This window comes from Novosphingobium sp. EMRT-2 (genome assembly GCF_005145025.1).
Lineage (GTDB): Bacteria > Pseudomonadota > Alphaproteobacteria > Sphingomonadales > Sphingomonadaceae > Novosphingobium.
Genome location: NZ_CP039695.1, coordinates 1,750,461 through 1,766,513 on the forward strand (window position 1 = coordinate 1,750,461; position 16,053 = coordinate 1,766,513).

Annotated in this window: 16 protein-coding genes; 11 read left to right on the plus strand and 5 right to left on the minus strand. The window is 67.5% G+C overall.

Features of this window, described 5'->3' with window-relative positions:
• Positions 1–49: 49 nt before the first annotated feature.
• The 8 genes from FA702_RS08595 (at position 50) to ribA (ending at position 7,283) form a co-directional block, all read left to right on the plus strand.
• Positions 50–1,840, plus strand: a complete 1,791-nt coding sequence (locus FA702_RS08595; protein WP_136955812.1) for an ABC transporter transmembrane domain-containing protein — start codon at positions 50–52, stop codon at positions 1,838–1,840.
• A gap of 93 nt (positions 1,841–1,933) precedes the next feature.
• The gene (locus tag FA702_RS08600; protein WP_136955813.1) at positions 1,934–2,749 is read left to right on the plus strand and encodes an undecaprenyl-diphosphate phosphatase; all 816 of its coding nucleotides are present in this window, start codon (positions 1,934–1,936) and stop codon (positions 2,747–2,749) included.
• A gap of 117 nt (positions 2,750–2,866) precedes the next feature.
• A complete protein-coding gene (locus FA702_RS08605; protein ID WP_124809942.1) occupies positions 2,867–3,133 on the plus strand; it encodes a GlsB/YeaQ/YmgE family stress response membrane protein in 267 nt (88 codons plus the stop codon).
• A 118-nt stretch (positions 3,134–3,251) separates the two neighbouring features.
• Positions 3,252–4,031, plus strand: coding sequence for a polyphosphate kinase 2 (gene ppk2, locus FA702_RS08610; protein ID WP_136955814.1), 780 nt, complete (start codon positions 3,252–3,254; stop codon positions 4,029–4,031).
• Between the two features lie 111 nt (positions 4,032–4,142).
• Positions 4,143–4,310 (plus strand): 50S ribosomal protein L33, encoded by a 168-nt coding sequence (gene rpmG, locus FA702_RS08615; protein WP_124809944.1) that lies wholly within the window; start codon positions 4,143–4,145, stop codon positions 4,308–4,310.
• A 73-nt stretch (positions 4,311–4,383) separates the two neighbouring features.
• Positions 4,384–5,076 carry an outer membrane lipoprotein carrier protein LolA gene (locus FA702_RS08620; protein ID WP_136955815.1) on the plus strand — a complete coding sequence of 231 codons (693 nt, stop codon included), beginning with the start codon at positions 4,384–4,386 and terminating at the stop codon, positions 5,074–5,076.
• Between the two features lie 354 nt (positions 5,077–5,430).
• Positions 5,431–6,222: an exodeoxyribonuclease III gene (locus FA702_RS08625; RefSeq protein ID WP_136955816.1), complete on the plus strand. Its 792-nt coding sequence runs from the start codon at positions 5,431–5,433 to the stop codon at positions 6,220–6,222.
• On the plus strand, positions 6,219–7,283 hold the full coding sequence (gene ribA, locus FA702_RS08630; protein WP_136955817.1) for a GTP cyclohydrolase II: 1,065 nt from the start codon (positions 6,219–6,221) through the stop codon (positions 7,281–7,283). The genes FA702_RS08625 and ribA overlap by 4 nt, the downstream gene beginning before the upstream one ends.
• A gap of 34 nt (positions 7,284–7,317) precedes the next feature.
• On the opposite strand, the gene FA702_RS08635 is transcribed toward ribA, so the two are convergent.
• Positions 7,318–7,617: a hypothetical protein gene (locus tag FA702_RS08635; RefSeq protein ID WP_136955818.1), complete on the minus strand. Its 300-nt coding sequence runs from the start codon at positions 7,615–7,617 to the stop codon at positions 7,318–7,320.
• Positions 7,618–7,673: 56 nt separating this feature from the next.
• The gene (locus FA702_RS08640) at positions 7,674–8,021 is read right to left on the minus strand and encodes a hypothetical protein (RefSeq protein ID WP_136955819.1); all 348 of its coding nucleotides are present in this window, start codon (positions 8,019–8,021) and stop codon (positions 7,674–7,676) included.
• Positions 8,022–8,310: 289 nt separating this feature from the next.
• Between FA702_RS08640 and FA702_RS08645 the strand changes: the two genes are divergently transcribed.
• Positions 8,311–8,490 carry a DUF465 domain-containing protein gene (locus FA702_RS08645; protein ID WP_136955820.1) on the plus strand — a complete coding sequence of 60 codons (180 nt, stop codon included), beginning with the start codon at positions 8,311–8,313 and terminating at the stop codon, positions 8,488–8,490.
• A 14-nt stretch (positions 8,491–8,504) separates the two neighbouring features.
• Entirely contained in the window at positions 8,505–9,497 is a 993-nt protein-coding gene (locus FA702_RS08650; protein WP_136955821.1) for a TerC family protein, read from the plus strand.
• On the opposite strand, the gene recQ is transcribed toward FA702_RS08650, so the two are convergent.
• The 3 genes from recQ to gyrB all read right to left on the minus strand — a co-directional run bounded on the left by recQ (position 9,481) and on the right by gyrB (position 14,224).
• On the minus strand, positions 9,481–11,232 hold the full coding sequence (gene recQ, locus FA702_RS08655) for a DNA helicase RecQ (protein ID WP_136957317.1): 1,752 nt from the start codon (positions 11,230–11,232) through the stop codon (positions 9,481–9,483). The genes FA702_RS08650 and recQ overlap by 17 nt on opposite strands.
• A gap of 234 nt (positions 11,233–11,466) precedes the next feature.
• On the minus strand, positions 11,467–11,712 hold the full coding sequence (locus tag FA702_RS08660) for a hypothetical protein (protein WP_136955822.1): 246 nt from the start codon (positions 11,710–11,712) through the stop codon (positions 11,467–11,469).
• Positions 11,713–11,716: 4 nt separating this feature from the next.
• Positions 11,717–14,224, minus strand: a complete 2,508-nt coding sequence (gyrB, locus tag FA702_RS08665; protein ID WP_136955823.1) for a DNA topoisomerase (ATP-hydrolyzing) subunit B — start codon at positions 14,222–14,224, stop codon at positions 11,717–11,719.
• Positions 14,225–14,427: 203 nt separating this feature from the next.
• On the opposite strand from gyrB, the gene FA702_RS08670 reads away from it, so the two are divergent.
• Entirely contained in the window at positions 14,428–15,867 is a 1,440-nt protein-coding gene (locus FA702_RS08670; RefSeq protein WP_255504777.1) for a M20/M25/M40 family metallo-hydrolase, read from the plus strand.
• The last annotated feature ends 186 nt before the right edge of the window (positions 15,868–16,053 follow it).

The window sequence follows — 16,053 nt, forward strand, 5'->3', positions numbered from 1 at the left end:
CGGCATGCTCCCCCTTCCGGCGCGGGCGCGCTTCGGCTAGGCGAGCGGAATGGACGAGGGAACCCAGCCTGTCGAAGCCCCGCGCCCCGCGCGCACCCTGACCCCCTTGCGCATGGTATGGCGCCAGGCGCTCGACTATCCGGGACGGGTCGCCGCCGCCGCTGCCGCGCTGCTCGTGACCGCCAGCGCCACGCTGGCCATCCCATCCGGCCTCAAGCTGATCGTCGACAAGGGCTTCTCGCAAGGGGCGGACATCACCGAGATCGGCCGCTGGTTCCGCTATCTGCTGCTCGTCGTGCTGGTGCTGGCGATCGGCACCGCTTGCCGCTTCTATTTCGTGTCGTGGCTGGGCGAACGCGTGGTCGCCGACATCCGGCTGAAAGTGCAGGCCAACCTGCTGCGCCTGCCGCCCAGCTTCTTCGAAACCAACAGCCCCCGGGAAATCTCCTCACGCATGACGTCCGACACGGCGATCATCGAACAGGTGGTGGGCACCACGGTGTCGGTGGCGCTGCGCAACGCGATCATGGCGCTGGGCGGCATGATCTACCTGTTCGTGCTGGCGCCAAAGCTGACCGGCGCGGTGATTATCGGCATTCCGCTCGTGGTCCTGCCGATCGTGTGGTTCGGGCGGCGCGTGCGCAGCGTCTCGCGATCGAGCCAGGACCGCGTCGCCGCGATCGGCGTGATCGTGTCGGAAACACTGGGCGCGATGAAGATCGTCCAGGCCTTCGGGCAGGAAAAGCGCGAGCTGGAGCGGTTCGGCGAGCGCGTGGAGCGGACGTTCGACGTGGCCCGCCGCCGCATTATCCTTCGCGCGGTAATGACCGCGATCGTCATCCTGCTAGTGTTCGGCGGCATCGTCCTGCTCGTGTGGCAGGGCGCCGTGGGCGTGGCCGAAGGCACGATCAGCGGCGGCACGATCTTCGCGATCGTGGTCACGGCGGGCCTCGTCGCCGGTGCGCTGGGCGCGCTGACCGAAGTCTATGGCGATCTGCTGCGCGGCGCCGGCGCGGCCAGCCGCCTCAACGAACTGCTGCTCGAACAGCCCGACATCGCCCCGCCCGCGCGGCCGACCGCGCTGCCGATTCCCCCGCGCGGCCAGCTGGCGTTCCAGAACGTCGGCTTCCGCTACCCCAGCCGCCCGGAAGTTTCAGCGCTGGAGGACTTCTCGCTGACCGTCGAGCCGGGCGAGACGGTGGCGATCGTCGGCCCTTCCGGCGCGGGCAAGTCCACCCTGTTCCTGCTGGCGCAGCGGTTCTACGATCCGCAAGCCGGCACCGTGCGCATCGACGGCGTGCCGCTGCCGTCGGCCGATCCGGCGGAAATCCGCGCGCGGATGGCGCTGGTGCCGCAGGACGGCACGCTGTTCGCCGCCAGCGCGCGCGACAACCTGCGCTATGGCAACTGGTCCGCCAGCGACGAGGACATCTGGGAAGCCGCGCGCGCCGCCAATGCCGAAAGCTTCCTGCGCGCGCTGCCCGAAGGGCTCGATACCTTCCTGGGCGAGGACGGCGCGCGCCTATCCGGGGGCCAGCGCCAGCGCATCGCCATCGCCCGTGCGGTGCTGCGCAACGCCCCGATCCTGCTGCTCGACGAAGCGACCAGCGCGCTGGACGCGGAAAGCGAACAGCTAGTCCAGGCCGCGCTCGACCGGCTGATGAAGGACCGCACCACGCTGGTCATCGCGCACCGGCTGGCGACGATCCGCGCGGCCGACCGGATCATCGTGATGGATGGCGGGCGGATCGTCGAACAGGGCAACCACGCCAGCCTCACCGCCGCCAACGGGCTCTACGCCCGGCTGGCGCGGTTGCAGTTTCAGGACGCCGCCGCCTGATCCGCATCCGCCCCGCCAGGGATTGCCGAAATTTAAGGTTGCGGAACGCCGACCGCCCTTGACAGCGTGCTGCGCTGCGGCAACGCCCCGTGCATGGACAGCACGATCGTTACCGCCGTACTGCTCGGCATCGTCGAGGGCCTCACCGAGTTCCTTCCGGTCTCCTCGACAGGGCACCTCATCCTTGCCACCGAACTGTTCGGCTATGACGCCGCGCAATGGGCCATGTTCAATGTGGTCATCCAGCTCGGCGCGATCCTGGCGGTGGTCGTGCAATACTGGCGCACGTTCTGGGCCGTGGGCATGGGCCTGCTCCGGATGGAGCCGCTGTCGCTGCGCTTCCTGCGCAACCTGCTGGCCGCGTTCATGCCCGCCGCGGTGATCGGCCTGCTGCTCAAGCACCAGATCGAGGGCCTGCTCGGCAGCCCGCTGGTGGTGTGCTGGGCGCTGATCGTGGGCGGCATCGGCATTCTGGTGGTCGAACGCTTCGCCAAGGGCGGGGAGCCGACCGGGATCGGCCAGCTGCCGCTGCGGCAGGCCGTGGGCGTGGGCTTCGTGCAGTGCCTGGCCATGATCCCCGGCGTCAGCCGTTCGGGCGCGACCATCATGGGGGCGCTCGCCATGGGCATCGAGCGCCGCACCGCCGCCGAATTCAGCTTCTTCCTGGCCATCCCGACGATGCTGGGGGCGACCACGCTGGAACTGCTCGACAAGCGGCACGAACTCGCCGCCGGCACGCTGGGCGTGGGCTGGGCCGAGATCGCAGTGGGGTTCTTCGTCTCGTTCGTGGTGGCGCTGGCGGTGATCCGCTTTTTCGTCGCCTATGTCAGCCGGCACGGTTTCACGCCGTTCGCATGGTACCGCATCGTGGCGGGCGCGGCGGCGATGTTCTGGCTGCTGCGCGCCTGACCGCCCACCGCTTTCCGCACCTCCGATCAATCACGCCGTAACGGTGCGATTTCCGGAACCAAATCCCCGCCGCCGGATTGTGAAAGGCATCAAGGCAACAATGGGGATGTCCGGAAAATGGGTATCATCGTCCTTCTTATCGTGGGTGGCATTCTGGGCTGGCTGGCCAGCATCGTGATGCGCACCGATGCGCAACAGGGTATCTTCCTCAACATCGTGGTCGGCATCGTCGGCGCCATGCTCGGCGGGTTCCTGCTGACGCCGTTCATCGGTGGCGGCAGCATCACCCAGGGCATTTCGGCGGGCAGCCTGATCGTGTCCTTCCTGGGCGCGGTGATCCTGCTGGCGATCGTCAACCTGGTGCGGCGCGGTTCGGTTCGCTAACCGCGACGGAACAGAATCCCGAGGGAAAGGGGTGGCCACTCGTGGGCTGCCCCTTTCTTGTATGGCCCTTTTTCGTGCACGATCTTCCTCCGTTCGAATCGCACAGGCATCGCGCTCCATGGGTGAACTGAAGAAGAAGGACTACGAAGACCTGCTGGAACCCCTGCAGGAGGAACTGACCTGCATGGCGCGTTGGGTGGCCAAGACCGGCGCGCGCGTGCTGGTGATCTTCGAAGGGCGCGATACCGCCGGCAAGACCGGCGTGATCCACGCGATCCTGCAAAAGCTCAATCCCCGCCAGTGCCGCACCGTGGCGCTGCCCAAGCCGACCGAGCGCGAACAGGGTCAGTGGTACTTCCAGCGCTATATCGCCAACCTCCCCGCCGCCGGGGAAATCGTCCTGTTCGACCGCAGCTGGTACAACCGCGCCGGGGTGGAACGCGTGATGGGCTACGCCAGCGAGGATCAGGTCCGCGCGTTCCTGGCCCAGGCGCCCGCGTTCGAGAAGCTCCTCGTGGCGGACGGGTTGCTGCTGTTCAAATACTGGCTGACCTGCGACCAGGAGGAACAGGAGCGCCGCTTCGCCGAGCGCCGCGACGATCCGATGAAACGCTGGAAGCTGTCGCCAGTCGATCTGGAGGCGCGCGGCAAGTATGCGGCCTATACCGAAGCGCGCGAGGCGATGCTGGCGGCCACTCACACGCCCGAATCGCCCTGGACGCTGGTGGACTTCAACGACCAGCGCCGGGGCCGGCTCACCGTGATCCGCAACCTGCTCGACCGGATGCCCGATACCCGCGTGGATGTGCCACCGCTCGATCTGCCGCCGCTGAAGGACAAACCGCTGAAGGAACGCTTCGGCCTGGTCGAACCGCTGCACCCTTATCCCAAGGCTTGACTTTCGCGCGATTCTCCCCCAACGCCCGCGCCCTGCGAAGGCGGCGTGGCAACGCGCCGCCGCAATAGTTTTCAGCACGCGCGCGCAAGCTAGTTCAGGATTGTTAGAGCCATGGCAAAGCCCACCACCGTCAAGATTCGTCTGGTCTCGACCGCCGACACCGGCTTCTTCTATGTGACCAAGAAGAATCCCCGCAACAGCACCGAGAAGTTCAGCTTCCGCAAGTACGATCCGGTGGCGCGCAAGCACGTCGAATTCAAGGAAGCCAAGATCAAGTAAGGCGTTCCGCCTACGTCCGCCGGAACCTTCCCGGTTCACGGCGAGTTCAACGCCGACCCTGCAACAAACGGCGATGAACACGATGCTTGATCTCTTCCGCCTTCCCTGCCGCTCCCGTCTGATGCACGCCGTCGCGGTTTCCGCGATGGCCTGCTCCGGCCTTGGCGCGGTGATGGCCCCGGCCCCGCTCGCGGCGCAGAACGCGCCTGCTCCGGCTCCCGCCAACGACGTCGATCGTGCGGTGGACGCGCTGCGCGCGATCACCACGATGCGCGCCAACTTCGTCCAGACCGACCGGTCCGGCCAATCGCTGTCCGGCGTGATGACGATGAAGCGCCCAGGCAAGATCCGCTTCCAGTACGAACGCGGCGTGCCTTTGCTGATCGTCTCGGACGGGCGCGCGCTGACGCTGATCGACTACGAGGTGCGGCAGGTCCAACGCTGGCCGATCCGCAACAGCCCGCTGGGCGCGCTGCTCGATCCCAGCAAGGACGTCGCCCGCTTCGCGCGGCTGATTCCGACCAACCACCCCAGCGTGGTCAGCATCGAGGTGCGCGATACGCGCCACCCCGAATACGGCACGATCACGCTGATCTTCATCCGCAAGGCTTCCGCGCCGGGCGGACTGGAGCTCGATAGCTGGGTCGCGCTCGATTCGCAGAACAAGCGAACGACCGTGCGCCTCTCGGGCCAGCAGTACGGCATCGACGTGCCCGAAAACACGTTCCGCTGGAACGATCCGCGCCCCAATTCGCCCAAGCATTGACGCCGATTTCCGGTGCGCCTTTCCGGCCGTGCGCTTCCGCTCGTCGCCGGAACGCGGCGCTTCGGCAACAACCTGTGCGGCGCACGCGACAAGCTGCGACAAACTTGTCGTTTCCGTTCATCCGCCAGCAAGCGCGGCGGTCCTAGAACGGTTTCAGACGAAGCGGTTGAGGCGGGTTTCCCCCCTGTTGCCCAGCCTTCGAAACGCCGCCGCGTCTAAGCGTGACGAACGCAGATGGAACCCTCGCCCCCAATGCCCCCGGGGCGAGGGTTTTTTCGTGCCGGTTCGCGCTTCCATCACGAGACAGCGCTTCGGGCTTGCACCGGCCACCGGCCTGCACCTAAAGCCTTGGCCATGGTCTCTATCGCTACCTGGAACATCAATTCCGTCCGCCTGCGCATCGATCAGGTCGAGCGCTTCCTGGCCGAACAGGCGCCCGATGTCCTGTGCCTGCAGGAGATCAAGACCGCCGAGGAACTGTTCCCGCACGAAATGTTCGAACGGCTGGGCTACACCCACCGCGCGGTGAACGGGCAGAAGGGCTACCACGGCGTCGCCACGGTCAGCCGCATTCCCTTCCGCGAGATCGGCCGGCACGATTGGCAGGACAATGGCGAGGCGCGCCACGTGGGCGTGGAACTGCTCGGCCCCGGGCAGGGCATGCTGCTGGAAAACGTCTATATTCCGGCGGGCGGCGACATTCCCGATCGCGAACTCAACCCCAAGTTCGGGCAAAAGCTCGATTTCCTCGAACGCATGACGCGCTGGGCGGACAAAGTGGACCGGCCCACGCTGATCGTCGGCGATTTCAACATCGCCCCGCTCGAATCCGACGTTTACAGCCACAAGGCGCTGCTCAAGGTGGTCAGCCATACCCCGATCGAGGTCGAGACGCTGGCCCGCTTCCGCGACGCGCACGGCTGGATCGACCTGGGCCGCAAGCACATCCCCGCGCCAGAGCGGAACTACAGCTGGTGGAGCTATCGTTCGTACTGGCGCAACAAGGACCAGGGCCGGCGGCTCGACCACATGTGGGCCTCGCCCGATCTGGCCGCGCAATCGACGGAGCATCGCTTCGTTGAGGAGACGCGCAAGTGGGACCAGCCTTCGGATCACATACCGCTGGTGACCGGGTTCGACCTGTGAGCGATACGCGCACGGTCGCGCGCGCGCTCGACGCGCTGCGCCACGGCTGGGCCGTGCGCGTCACCGCCGACGATGGCGCGCTGGACCTGCTGCCGGCGGAAACCGGCTTCGCCCAGCCCGGCGTCTATGCCGCGAACCTGCTGATCTCCGCCGCCCGCGCGGCCACGCTGAAACTCGCCAACCAGCGCGAGGCCGCGGTGCCCGAAGCGCCGGTGCTGATCCACGGGGCCGATCCGTTCACCCAGCTCAGCGCGCGCGAACTGGCCGATCCCTCGCTCGATCTGGACCGGCCGCTGCGCGGACCGTTCCGCGCGCTGCCGATCGCGGCGCACGAGGCCGCCGTCACCGCGATGGAACTGGCGCGGCTGGCCGGCATCCTCCCCGCCTTTCTGGTGGCGACGGGGGTGGAACCGGCGGTCACGGTCTCCGCCGCCGATCTCGCGGCGTTCAAGGACCCGCTCAACCTGACCATCCAGGCACGCGCGCGCCTGCCGGTCCACGCCTGCGAGCACGCCGAAATCGTGGCCTTCCGCGCGCGCGACGACTTGCGCGAGCACGTCGCGCTGATTCTCGGCACGCAGGGCAGCGAGCGCGTGCCGCTGGTCCGCCTGCACAGCGAATGCCTGACCGGAGACGTGCTGGGCAGCCTGAAGTGCGATTGCGGACCCCAGCTCGACGCCGCGCTGGCGCGCATGGCGGAGGAAGCCAACGCCGGCGGCTGGGGCGTGCTGCTCTATCTGCGCCAGGAAGGGCGCGGCATCGGCCTGATCAACAAGCTGCGCGCCTACGAACTGCAGGACCAGGGCTTCGACACCGTGGACGCCAACGAGCGGCTGGGCCTGCCGAGCGAGGCGCGCGATTTTCCGGTCGCCGCGCGGATGCTGGACCTGCTGGGGGTGAACCGAATCCGGCTGATGACCAACAATCCTGGCAAGGTGGCCGCGCTGCAGGAACTGGGCGTGGACGTGGCGGAACGCGTGGCGCACCAGCTGCCCGCCAACCCCCACAACGAACGCTACCTTGCCACCAAGCGCGACCGCACCGGCCACCTGCTGCGCTGAGGCAGGCGGCTGCACGCCGCCTGCCTATGCCGTGCTACAACGCCCGGAACATGATGAGGCCGACGCACAGCACCAGCACGGCCGCGCCGGCGATTCCCTTCATCGCGTCCTTGAGCGTGAAGCGGTCGATATGGTCGCCCCGGAACCGGGCATATCCGCTCGCGATGGCGGGATTGCTGGCGATCATCCCGATGTCGAGCGCATTGGCCTCGCGCCGGAAATAGTTCACGAGCACGCCGTGCTCTTCGGTGGAAACGTCGGGATAGGCCGCCAAAAGCGCCTCGATATGCGCGCGGCGGGCGAGAGCAGCGGGGCTGCTTTCCTGAATGGTCATGGGGATAGTCCTGATATGCGTGAAGTCAGCGCCCGAACGCGGGGCGCGGCGGCACATCAGGACGTGGGCGGGCCTCGTGGCGCGATCTTGCGCGCCAGCGGCGCGGGGAGCGGCGGGCCGGTCTGTTCGGGCCAGGCATGGGGAATCGCCGCCACCAGCGGCATCGCCGGCAAGACGGTCGCCGATACCACCGGCAGCACCGGCGTCACCTGCACGACGGAACGCTCGACCGCGATCTTGCGCGCGGGCGCGATGGCGACGTCTGCCGTGGCCGCGCTGAACGCCGATCCGCTGCGCACCACCAGCGGCGCCTCGAAAGGCGTGACCGCGTGGAACGCCACGGTCAGGACCAGCAGCGCGGCCCAGAACCGCGCGGCCAGCCGCGAAGGAATCCGGCTCAGCACCCGGTCAACGTAGGGAACGGAGGCGCGAACAGCAAGCGCGCGGGCCGGTTCCAGCGGCTCGCCGAACCGGGGGACTTGAAATCCGGAGCGATTCGGTCCACAAAGGGATCGCGGGACCGGGCCCCTCTGGCTTGGCGCGCTGGCCCATTCGGGCAGCCGCCTTGCGATGTCGGACCGCATCGGGTGACACCGATGCCTGCCGGTCCGGGTTCCTTCCCATTTCCCGACCATGGACCGCAGGGCTTCGGTGCGCCCGATCGAACACCACGTTTCGATCGAGGAGCAAGCAATGTCCGACCTAACCTTCCGCCTGATGGAGCGCCACCAGCAGATCGACGAGGCGCTGCGCGCCGAGCGTCGCCGCCGCTGGCCTGATCCGCTGGCCATCCTGCGCCTGACGCGCGCCAAGCTCGCCCTGCGTCAGCGCCTTGGCCGCCTGATGCGCCGCCGTATCGCCCTGCACGGCTAAGGCGGAGAGCGACCATGGAAATTCTGTTCGCGGACTGGCTGGGGACTCCGGCCTGGTTGTGGCTGGTCTTCGCCGGCCTGGTCGTCGCGCTCACCGCCTTCGACCTTGGCGTCCTGCACAAGGAAGACCGGGCGATGGGCATCGGCGAATCGCTGCGGCTGACCGCCTTCTACATCACCATCGCCCTGATCTTCGGCGCCTGGGTCTGGGCCGAGAAGGGCGCCGATTTCGGCATGGCCTGGTACACCGGATTCTTCATCGAAAAGGCTCTGTCGATCGACAACGTCTTCGTCATCGGCCTGATCTTCGGCACGTTCGCGATCCCCGCGAAGTACCAGTACCGCGCGCTGCTGTGGGGCATCATCGGCGTGATTGTGCTGCGCGGCGCGATGATCGCGGCGGGCGCGGCGCTGGTGTCTGAAGCCTATTGGGTGCTCTACCTGTTCGCCGCGTTCCTGATCTTCACCGGCGTGAAGATGCTGCTGGGCGGCGACCACGCGCCCGACGTGGGCAGCACCCCGGCGGTGCGCTGGATCAGCCGCCATATGCGCGTGACGCCCGCGCTCCACGGCCAGCGCTTCTTCGTGCGCGTGCCCGATCGCCGCACCGGCCGGCTGGTGCTGGCCGCGACGCCGCTGTTCCTGGCGCTGGTGGTCATCAACGTTGCCGATCTGGTGTTCGCGGTGGACAGCGTGCCGGCGATCTTCGCGATCACCACCGACCCCTTCATCGTCTATACCTCGAACATTATGGCGGTGCTGGGCCTGCGCGCGCTCTACTTCGCGCTTTCGGCGATGGTCGACCGCTTCCAGTACCTCAAGGTCTCGCTGGCGGCGGTGCTGGTGTTCATCGGCGCCAAGATCTTCGTGTCCGACTTCCTGCTGGGCGGCGCGAAGTTCCCGCCGCTCGCCAGCCTGGGCGTGACGTTCGGCCTGATCGCGGCGGGCGTACTCTATTCGCTGTGGAAGACGCGCGGCGCGCAACCTGCGCTCAATGCTGCCGAATGACCTCGAGGAATTGCTCGCCATAGGCATCGAGCTTGCGTGCGCCCACCCCGCCGATCCCGCCCAGTTCGGCGCGGCTGGCGGGGCGGGTCGCCGCCATCTCGCGCAGCACCGAATCGTGGAAGATCACATAGGGCGGCACGCCCTGTTCCTGCGCCAGATCGCGGCGCAGCGCGCGCAACGCGTCGAACAGCGGATCGCCCACCGGGTTGAGCGCGGCACCGGCCGCGCCCTTGCGCCGCCGGCCACCGCTTTCCTGGCGCGGCGGCAGGATCAGGTCGACGCGCACATCGCCTTTCAGGATTTCCCGCGCGTCGCCGCCCAGCGCCAGCCCGCCATGCTCGGTGGCGACAAGGCTGCCCCGCGCCTGCAAGGCCCGCGACAGCACGCGCAGCAGCGGCGCATCCTCCGCCGTCACGATGCCGAAGACCGATAGCTGATCGTGCCCACGCGCCGTCACCCGTTCGTCGGCGCGGCCGGTCAGCACTTTCTCGATATGGCCGAAGCCGAAGCTCTGCCCCGTGCGATAGACGGCGGACAGGAACTTGCGCGCCAGTTCGGTGGCATCGGTCTGCGCGGGTGGCGACAGGCAGTTGTCGCAATTGCCGCAGGTCGGCGGCGGGTCCTCGCCGAAGTGGCGCAGCAGCACCGCGCGGCGGCACCCGCCGGCCTCGACCAGCCCGGCCATGGCATCCAGCCGCTGGCGCTCGCTGGCGCGGCGGTGTTCCTCGACCTCGCCGATGCGCTGGCGCGCGCGCAGGAAATCGTCGGCGCCCCACAGCAGCAGCGCCACCGAAGGATCGCCGTCGCGCCCGGCGCGCCCGGTCTCCTGGTAATAGCCCTCGATCGACTTGGGCAGCGCGGCATGGGCGACGAAGCGCACGTCCGGCTTGTCGATGCCCATGCCGAAGGCGACCGTCGCCACCATCACCATGTCCTCGCTGGCGACGAAAGCGGCCTGGTTGGCGGCGCGCACCTCGGGCGGCAGGCCGGCGTGATAGGGCAGCACCGGCCGCCCCTGCCCGGAAAGCTGCTCCGCCAGCCGCTCCACCCCGGCGCGGGTGGGCGCATAGACGATGCCCGGCCCCGGCTGCTCCGCCATCAGCCGGGTAAGCTGGCGCAGCGGATTGTCGCGCGGGGTAATCGTGTAGCGGATGTTGGGCCGGTCGAACCCGGCCACGATCAGCCCGTCTTCGGCGATGCCGAGCTGTTCGAGGATGTCCGCGCGCGTGTGCCGGTCGGCCGTGGCGGTCAGCGCCAGGCGCGGCACCGCCGGGAACAGGTCCATCATCGGCCGCAACAGGCGATAGTCCGGGCGGAAATCGTGCCCCCATTCGGACACGCAATGCGCCTCGTCGATGGCGAACAGCGCCACGCGGCCCTGGGTCAGCAGTTCGCGGAAGTGCGGCTGGCTGGCGCGTTCGGGCGCAACGTAGAGCAGATCGAGATCGCCCGAAAGGAACCGGTCGATGGTCTGCCCCCGGTCGGTATCGACGCTGGTCAGCGTCGCCGCGCGGATGCCGTTGGCGGTCGCCGAGCGCAACTGGTCGTGCATCAGCGCGATCAGCGGCGAAACGACGACGCAGGTTCCCGCCATCATCACGGCGGGCAACTGGTAGGTCAGCGACTTGCCCGCGCCGGTGGGCATTACCGCCAGCGTCGATTGCCCCGCCAGCACGCGCGCCACCACTTGTTCCTGCACGCCCCGGAACGCCGAAAACCCGAACACCGCGTGCAGCGCCTCGGCCGGATCGGTCCAGACGGGGGCAGGCGGGGCTGACCCAGCGGACGCGGCTTCGGGAAAGAACAGGCCGGGGTCCGAGAAATCCCGTTCGTCCTCTTCGGCGTAGTAGGAATAGGTATGGGGTTCGTCAGGCAAGGTCACGCTCGCCGCTATGGCAGAGGTCGGGGCCACAGGAAACCTGCGCGCGGCCGCCCGCCACGGGAAAAAGACGGTGCGACCACCGGCGCGTTACTGTTCCGCCGCCAGCCGGTCCGCCAGCTGCGCGATCTCGTCCGGGTCGAGAATCCACGTCCGCGTGGCGCGGCCTTCGCGATGCACCGGCACCGTCAGCAGCACCCGCGCCTGCGTGCGGGCATGGGGCTTGTAGAGGGTGTAGTGCATCGCGCAGTCGCGGATCGTGCCGATGATCGGCGCGCGCCCTTCCAGGTCGATCATCGTGGCTGCCTGATCCCACGGAATGCTGGCCGTCAGCATCGGATCAGACGTCCAGATTGGCGACGTTGAGCGCGTTTTCCTGAATGAAATCGCGCCGCGGTTCGACGATGTCGCCCATCAGGCGGGTGAAGATTTCGTCGGTCACGTCGGCGTCTTCCACCTTGACCTGCAGCAGCGAGCGGTTGTCCGGATCGAGCGTGGTTTCCCAGAGCTGCTCGGCGTTCATTTCGCCCAGCCCCTTGTAGCGCGCGATGGACAGGCCCTTGCGGCCGCCCGCCAACACCGCGTCGAGCAGTTCGGACGGGCGCGTGATCGCGTCCTTCGGCGCGGCACGCGGCCGGGCCGCTTCCTGCTCGCTCTCGTCGGCGGTGGCGGCCGGCTCCGGCTCGGCCACGGCAGCGGAAGCGCGGACCAGCCGCGCGGTGGCGGAATAGACGTCGGCGTGTTCGGCAGCGAGCCGCGCCAGCTTGCGCGCCTCGGCGCTGGTCAGGAAGCCCGGTTCGATGATGTGGTGGTCGGTCACCCCGCGCCACTGGCGCTGGATGTGATAGCCGCCCTCTTCGGACAGCACCGCCGTCCAGCGCGCTTCGGTATCGCCCCGGTCCAGCCAGCGGGCGGTGCGCGCCAGCGCTTCGACGCGGGCATCGACCGAAAGATCGGGATCAAGCGCACCGGCCAGCGCCAGCGCCTCGATGATCGCGGGATCATAGCGGCGCGGCACGAAGGCCATCAGGTTGCGCATCCGCAGCGCGTGTTCGACCAGCGCATCGAGTTCCACGCCGCCCCGCGCGCCGCCGGCCGTTTCCAGCACGCGCCCGGCAAGGCCCGCCTCAATCAGGTAGCGATCGAGCGCGGCGTTGTCCTTGAGATAGACTTCCGACCGGCCCTTGGCGACCTTGTAGAGCGGCGGCTGGGCAATGAAGAGGTGCCCGGCGCGGATGATGTCGGGCATCTGGCGGTGGAAGAACGTCAGCAGCAGCGTGCGGATGTGCGCGCCGTCGACGTCGGCGTCGGTCATGATAACGATCTTGTGGTAACGCAGCTTTTCGAGGTTGAACTCGTCGCGGATGCCGGTGCCCATCGCCTGGATCAGCGTGCCGACTTCCTTGGACGAGATGATCCGGTCGAACCGCGCGCGCTCGACGTTCAGGATCTTGCCCTTCAGCGGCAGGATCGCCTGGTAATGGCGGTCGCGGCCCTGCTTGGCGCTGCCGCCTGCCGAGTCACCCTCGACCAGGAACAGTTCGCACTTGGACGGATCGCGCTCCTGGCAGTCGGCCAGCTTGCCGGGCAGGCTGGCGATGTCCATCGCGCCCTTGCGCCGCGTCAGTTCGCGGGCGCGCTTGGCCGCCTCGCGCGCGGCGGCGGCGTCGATGATCTTCTGGATCACCGCCTTGGCGTGGGCCGGGTTTTCCTCCAGCCACTCGGTCATCTTGTCGCCCATCAGGCTTTCGAGCGGCTGGCGCACTTCCGAGCTGACCAGCTTGTCCTTGGTCTGCGAGGAAAACTTCGGATCGGGCAGCTTGACCGAGACGATCGCGGTCAGCCCCTCGCGCATGTCGTCGCCGGTCAGGCTGACTTTTTCCTTCTTCAGCATGCCGCTCTTTTCGGCATAGCCGTTGAGCGTGCGCGTCAGCGCCGCGCGGAACGCCGCAAGGTGCGTGCCGCCATCGCGCTGCGGGATGTTGTTGGTGAAGCACAGCACGTTTTCGTAATAGCTGTCGTTCCATTCGAGCGCGACGTCGATGCCGATGCCATCGCGCTGCGCCGAGATCGCGATCGGATCGGGCAGCAGCGCCACCTTGTTGCGATCGAGATAGCGCACGAAGGCCGCGATCCCGCCCTCGTAGTAGAGATCGTGCTCCTTGACCTCCTCGCCGCGCTTGTCGCGCAGCAGGATGCGCACGCCCGAATTGAGGAACGCCAGTTCGCGGTAGCGATGCTCGAGCTTTTCGAAATCATAGACGGTGACGTTCTTGAACGTCTCGTCCGAGGCGAGGAAGGTCACGCGCGTGCCCTTCTTGCCTTCGGGTGCCGGCCCGCGCACCACGAGCGGCGCCACCGCGTCGCCATGCGCGAACTTCATCCAGTGCTCCTCGCCATCGCGCCAGATGGTGAGCTCCAGCCATTCCGACAGCGCGTTGACCACCGAGACGCCGACGCCGTGGAGGCCGCCCGAAACCTTGTAGGCGTTGTCGTCGCTGGTGTTCTCGAACTTTCCGCCGGCGTGCAGCTGGGTCATTATGACCTCGGCCGCCGACACGCCCTCTTCGGCGTGGATGCCGGTGGGGATGCCGCGCCCGTTGTCCTCGACCGAAACCGACCCATCCGGGTTCAGTTCGATCAGCACCAGGTCGCAATGCCCCGCCAGCGCCTCGTCGATCGCGTTGTCGGAAACCTCGAACACCATGTGATGCAAGCCCGACCCGTCGTCGGTATCGCCGATGTACATCCCCGGGCGCTTGCGGACCGCGTCAAGACCCTTCAGGACCTTGATCGAATCCGCGCCATAGGAATTGGTGTTCGGGGTGTTTTCTGAAGAGCTGGCCATACCGAGCATATAGGCAGAGCCGCGCCCAAGCCCAAGCGAAAGAGCCCTGATGCGGGGGATTTTCCACAAGGAATGGTCACAAATCCGCACGGTTTGCCGCGATCCGCCGCGCGCGCGCGAAAAAGGCATCGCCGGGCCGCTTCCCAACGCCGGGGAATGGTGCTGAAACGGGCGCCATGGAAACGCTTTTTCGGGGAATAGGAATGCGTTCGTTCCGCCTTGGCGCCCTTGCCGCCAGCCTGCTTGCCGCCACGCTCATGACACCGGCCGCCCGCGCGGCCGACGCGCCCGCACCAGCGCCCTTGCGCGCCGATCAGGCGAAATTCCGCGAACTCTACAAGGAGTTCGTGGAGACCGACACGTCGATCACCACCGGCAGCTGCACCGCGCTGGCCGACAAGATCGAAGGCCATCTCAAGGCCGCCGGCTTTGCCGACACGCAGATCACCCGCTTCGCCGTGCCCGATCATCCCAAGGAAGGCGGGCTGGTCGTGGTGCTGCCGGGCAGTTCGAAGACGCTCAAGCCCATCCTCCTGCTTGGCCATCTCGACGTCGTCGTCGCCAAGCGCGAGGACTGGACCCGCGATCCCTACCAGTTCATCGAGGAAAACGGCTATTTCTATGGCCGCGGCGTGGCCGACATGAAGGCGATGGACGCCATCTGGGTCGACATGCTGATGCGCTTCAAGTCCGAAGGCTATCGCCCCAAGCGCACGCTCAAGCTGGCGCTGACCTGCGGCGAGGAAACGAGCTGGGCGTTCAACGGCGTGCGCTGGCTGGCGGAGAACCGGCGCGAACTGATCGACGCCGAATTCGCGCTGAACGAAGGCGGTGGCGGCCGCACCGACGGATCGCCCGAAGGCAAGGTGATCCAGCAGAACCTGCACGTCGGCGAAAAGGTCGTCGCCAACTTCAAGATCGAGGCGACCAATCCCGGCGGCCACAGCTCGATCCCGATCCGCGACAACGCGATCTACGAACTGTCGGACGCGCTGGTGAAGCTGCGCGACTACGAATTCCCACTGATGCTGAACGATACAACGCGCGGCTATTTCGCGAAGCTGGGCGCAACGCGGAACGACGCGATCGGCAAGGCCATGCTGGCGATCGTGGCCAACCCGGCCGACAAGCAGGCCGAAGCCACGCTCAACACCGACCGCTCGTTCCATTCGATGCTGCGCACGACCTGTGTCGCCACGCTGCTCGAAGGCGGCCACGCCAACAACGCGCTGCCGCAGCGCGCGGCGGCCACGGTCAACTGCCGCATCTTCCCCGGCGTCTCGTTCGAAGCCGTGCAGAAGACGCTGACGGACGTTATCGCCGATCCGCGCATGACGGTGACCAAGATCGACGATCGCGGCCCGCTGCCCAAGGCTCCGCCGCTGACCCCGCAGATCACGGGTCCGATCGACAAGCTCATGGCGAAGTACTATCCCGGCGTGCCGCTGGTCCCGGTCATGTCCACGGGCGCGACCGACGGCATCTACCTCGAAGCAGTGGGCATCCCCTCCTACGGCCCGCCCGGCCTCTATGGCGATCCCGACGGGAACGGCGCGCACGGCCTGAACGAACGGATGCGCGCGAAGGCCGTCTATACCGGCCGCGATTTCCTGACCGATCTGGTCAAGGCCTATGCCGGCTGACGCGCCCGCCCGTTTTTCGACGCGTCCCGGCCCTGCCTGTGGAACAAGCTGTGGATAGCGCGTGGACAAGACTCTTGACGCATCCCGCGCCGCGGTGTTCCTTGGCTGGCATGCGTCACGAAGCGGTCACGCAGATTCCCCACATAGCCACGCAGGCGGGCATCCCTCCTGCTGCCGCTGCCCGCT

Bases quoted from the DNA above. Each gene is read 5' to 3' on its own strand.
- FA702_RS08635 (WP_136955818.1), bottom strand. From the start codon at position 7,617: ATGACCATTCAGGAAAGCAGCCCCGCTGCTCTCGCCCGCCGCGCGCAT.
- FA702_RS08605 (WP_124809942.1), top strand. From the start codon at position 2,867: ATGGGTATCATCGTCCTTCTTATCGTGGGTGGCATTCTGGGCTGGCTG.
- ppk2 (WP_136955814.1), top strand. From the start codon at position 3,252: ATGGGTGAACTGAAGAAGAAGGACTACGAAGACCTGCTGGAACCCCTG.
- rpmG (WP_124809944.1), top strand. From the start codon at position 4,143: ATGGCAAAGCCCACCACCGTCAAGATTCGTCTGGTCTCGACCGCCGAC.
- FA702_RS08600 (WP_136955813.1), top strand. From the start codon at position 1,934: ATGGACAGCACGATCGTTACCGCCGTACTGCTCGGCATCGTCGAGGGC.
- FA702_RS08620 (WP_136955815.1), top strand. From the start codon at position 4,384: ATGAACACGATGCTTGATCTCTTCCGCCTTCCCTGCCGCTCCCGTCTG.
- gyrB (WP_136955823.1), bottom strand. From the start codon at position 14,224: ATGGCCAGCTCTTCAGAAAACACCCCGAACACCAATTCCTATGGCGCG.
- FA702_RS08645 (WP_136955820.1), top strand. From the start codon at position 8,311: ATGTCCGACCTAACCTTCCGCCTGATGGAGCGCCACCAGCAGATCGAC.
- FA702_RS08595 (WP_136955812.1), top strand. From the start codon at position 50: ATGGACGAGGGAACCCAGCCTGTCGAAGCCCCGCGCCCCGCGCGCACC.
- FA702_RS08660 (WP_136955822.1), bottom strand. From the start codon at position 11,712: ATGCTGACGGCCAGCATTCCGTGGGATCAGGCAGCCACGATGATCGAC.
- FA702_RS08670 (WP_255504777.1), top strand. From the start codon at position 14,428: ATGCGTTCGTTCCGCCTTGGCGCCCTTGCCGCCAGCCTGCTTGCCGCC.
- FA702_RS08650 (WP_136955821.1), top strand. From the start codon at position 8,505: ATGGAAATTCTGTTCGCGGACTGGCTGGGGACTCCGGCCTGGTTGTGG.
- FA702_RS08625 (WP_136955816.1), top strand. From the start codon at position 5,431: ATGGTCTCTATCGCTACCTGGAACATCAATTCCGTCCGCCTGCGCATC.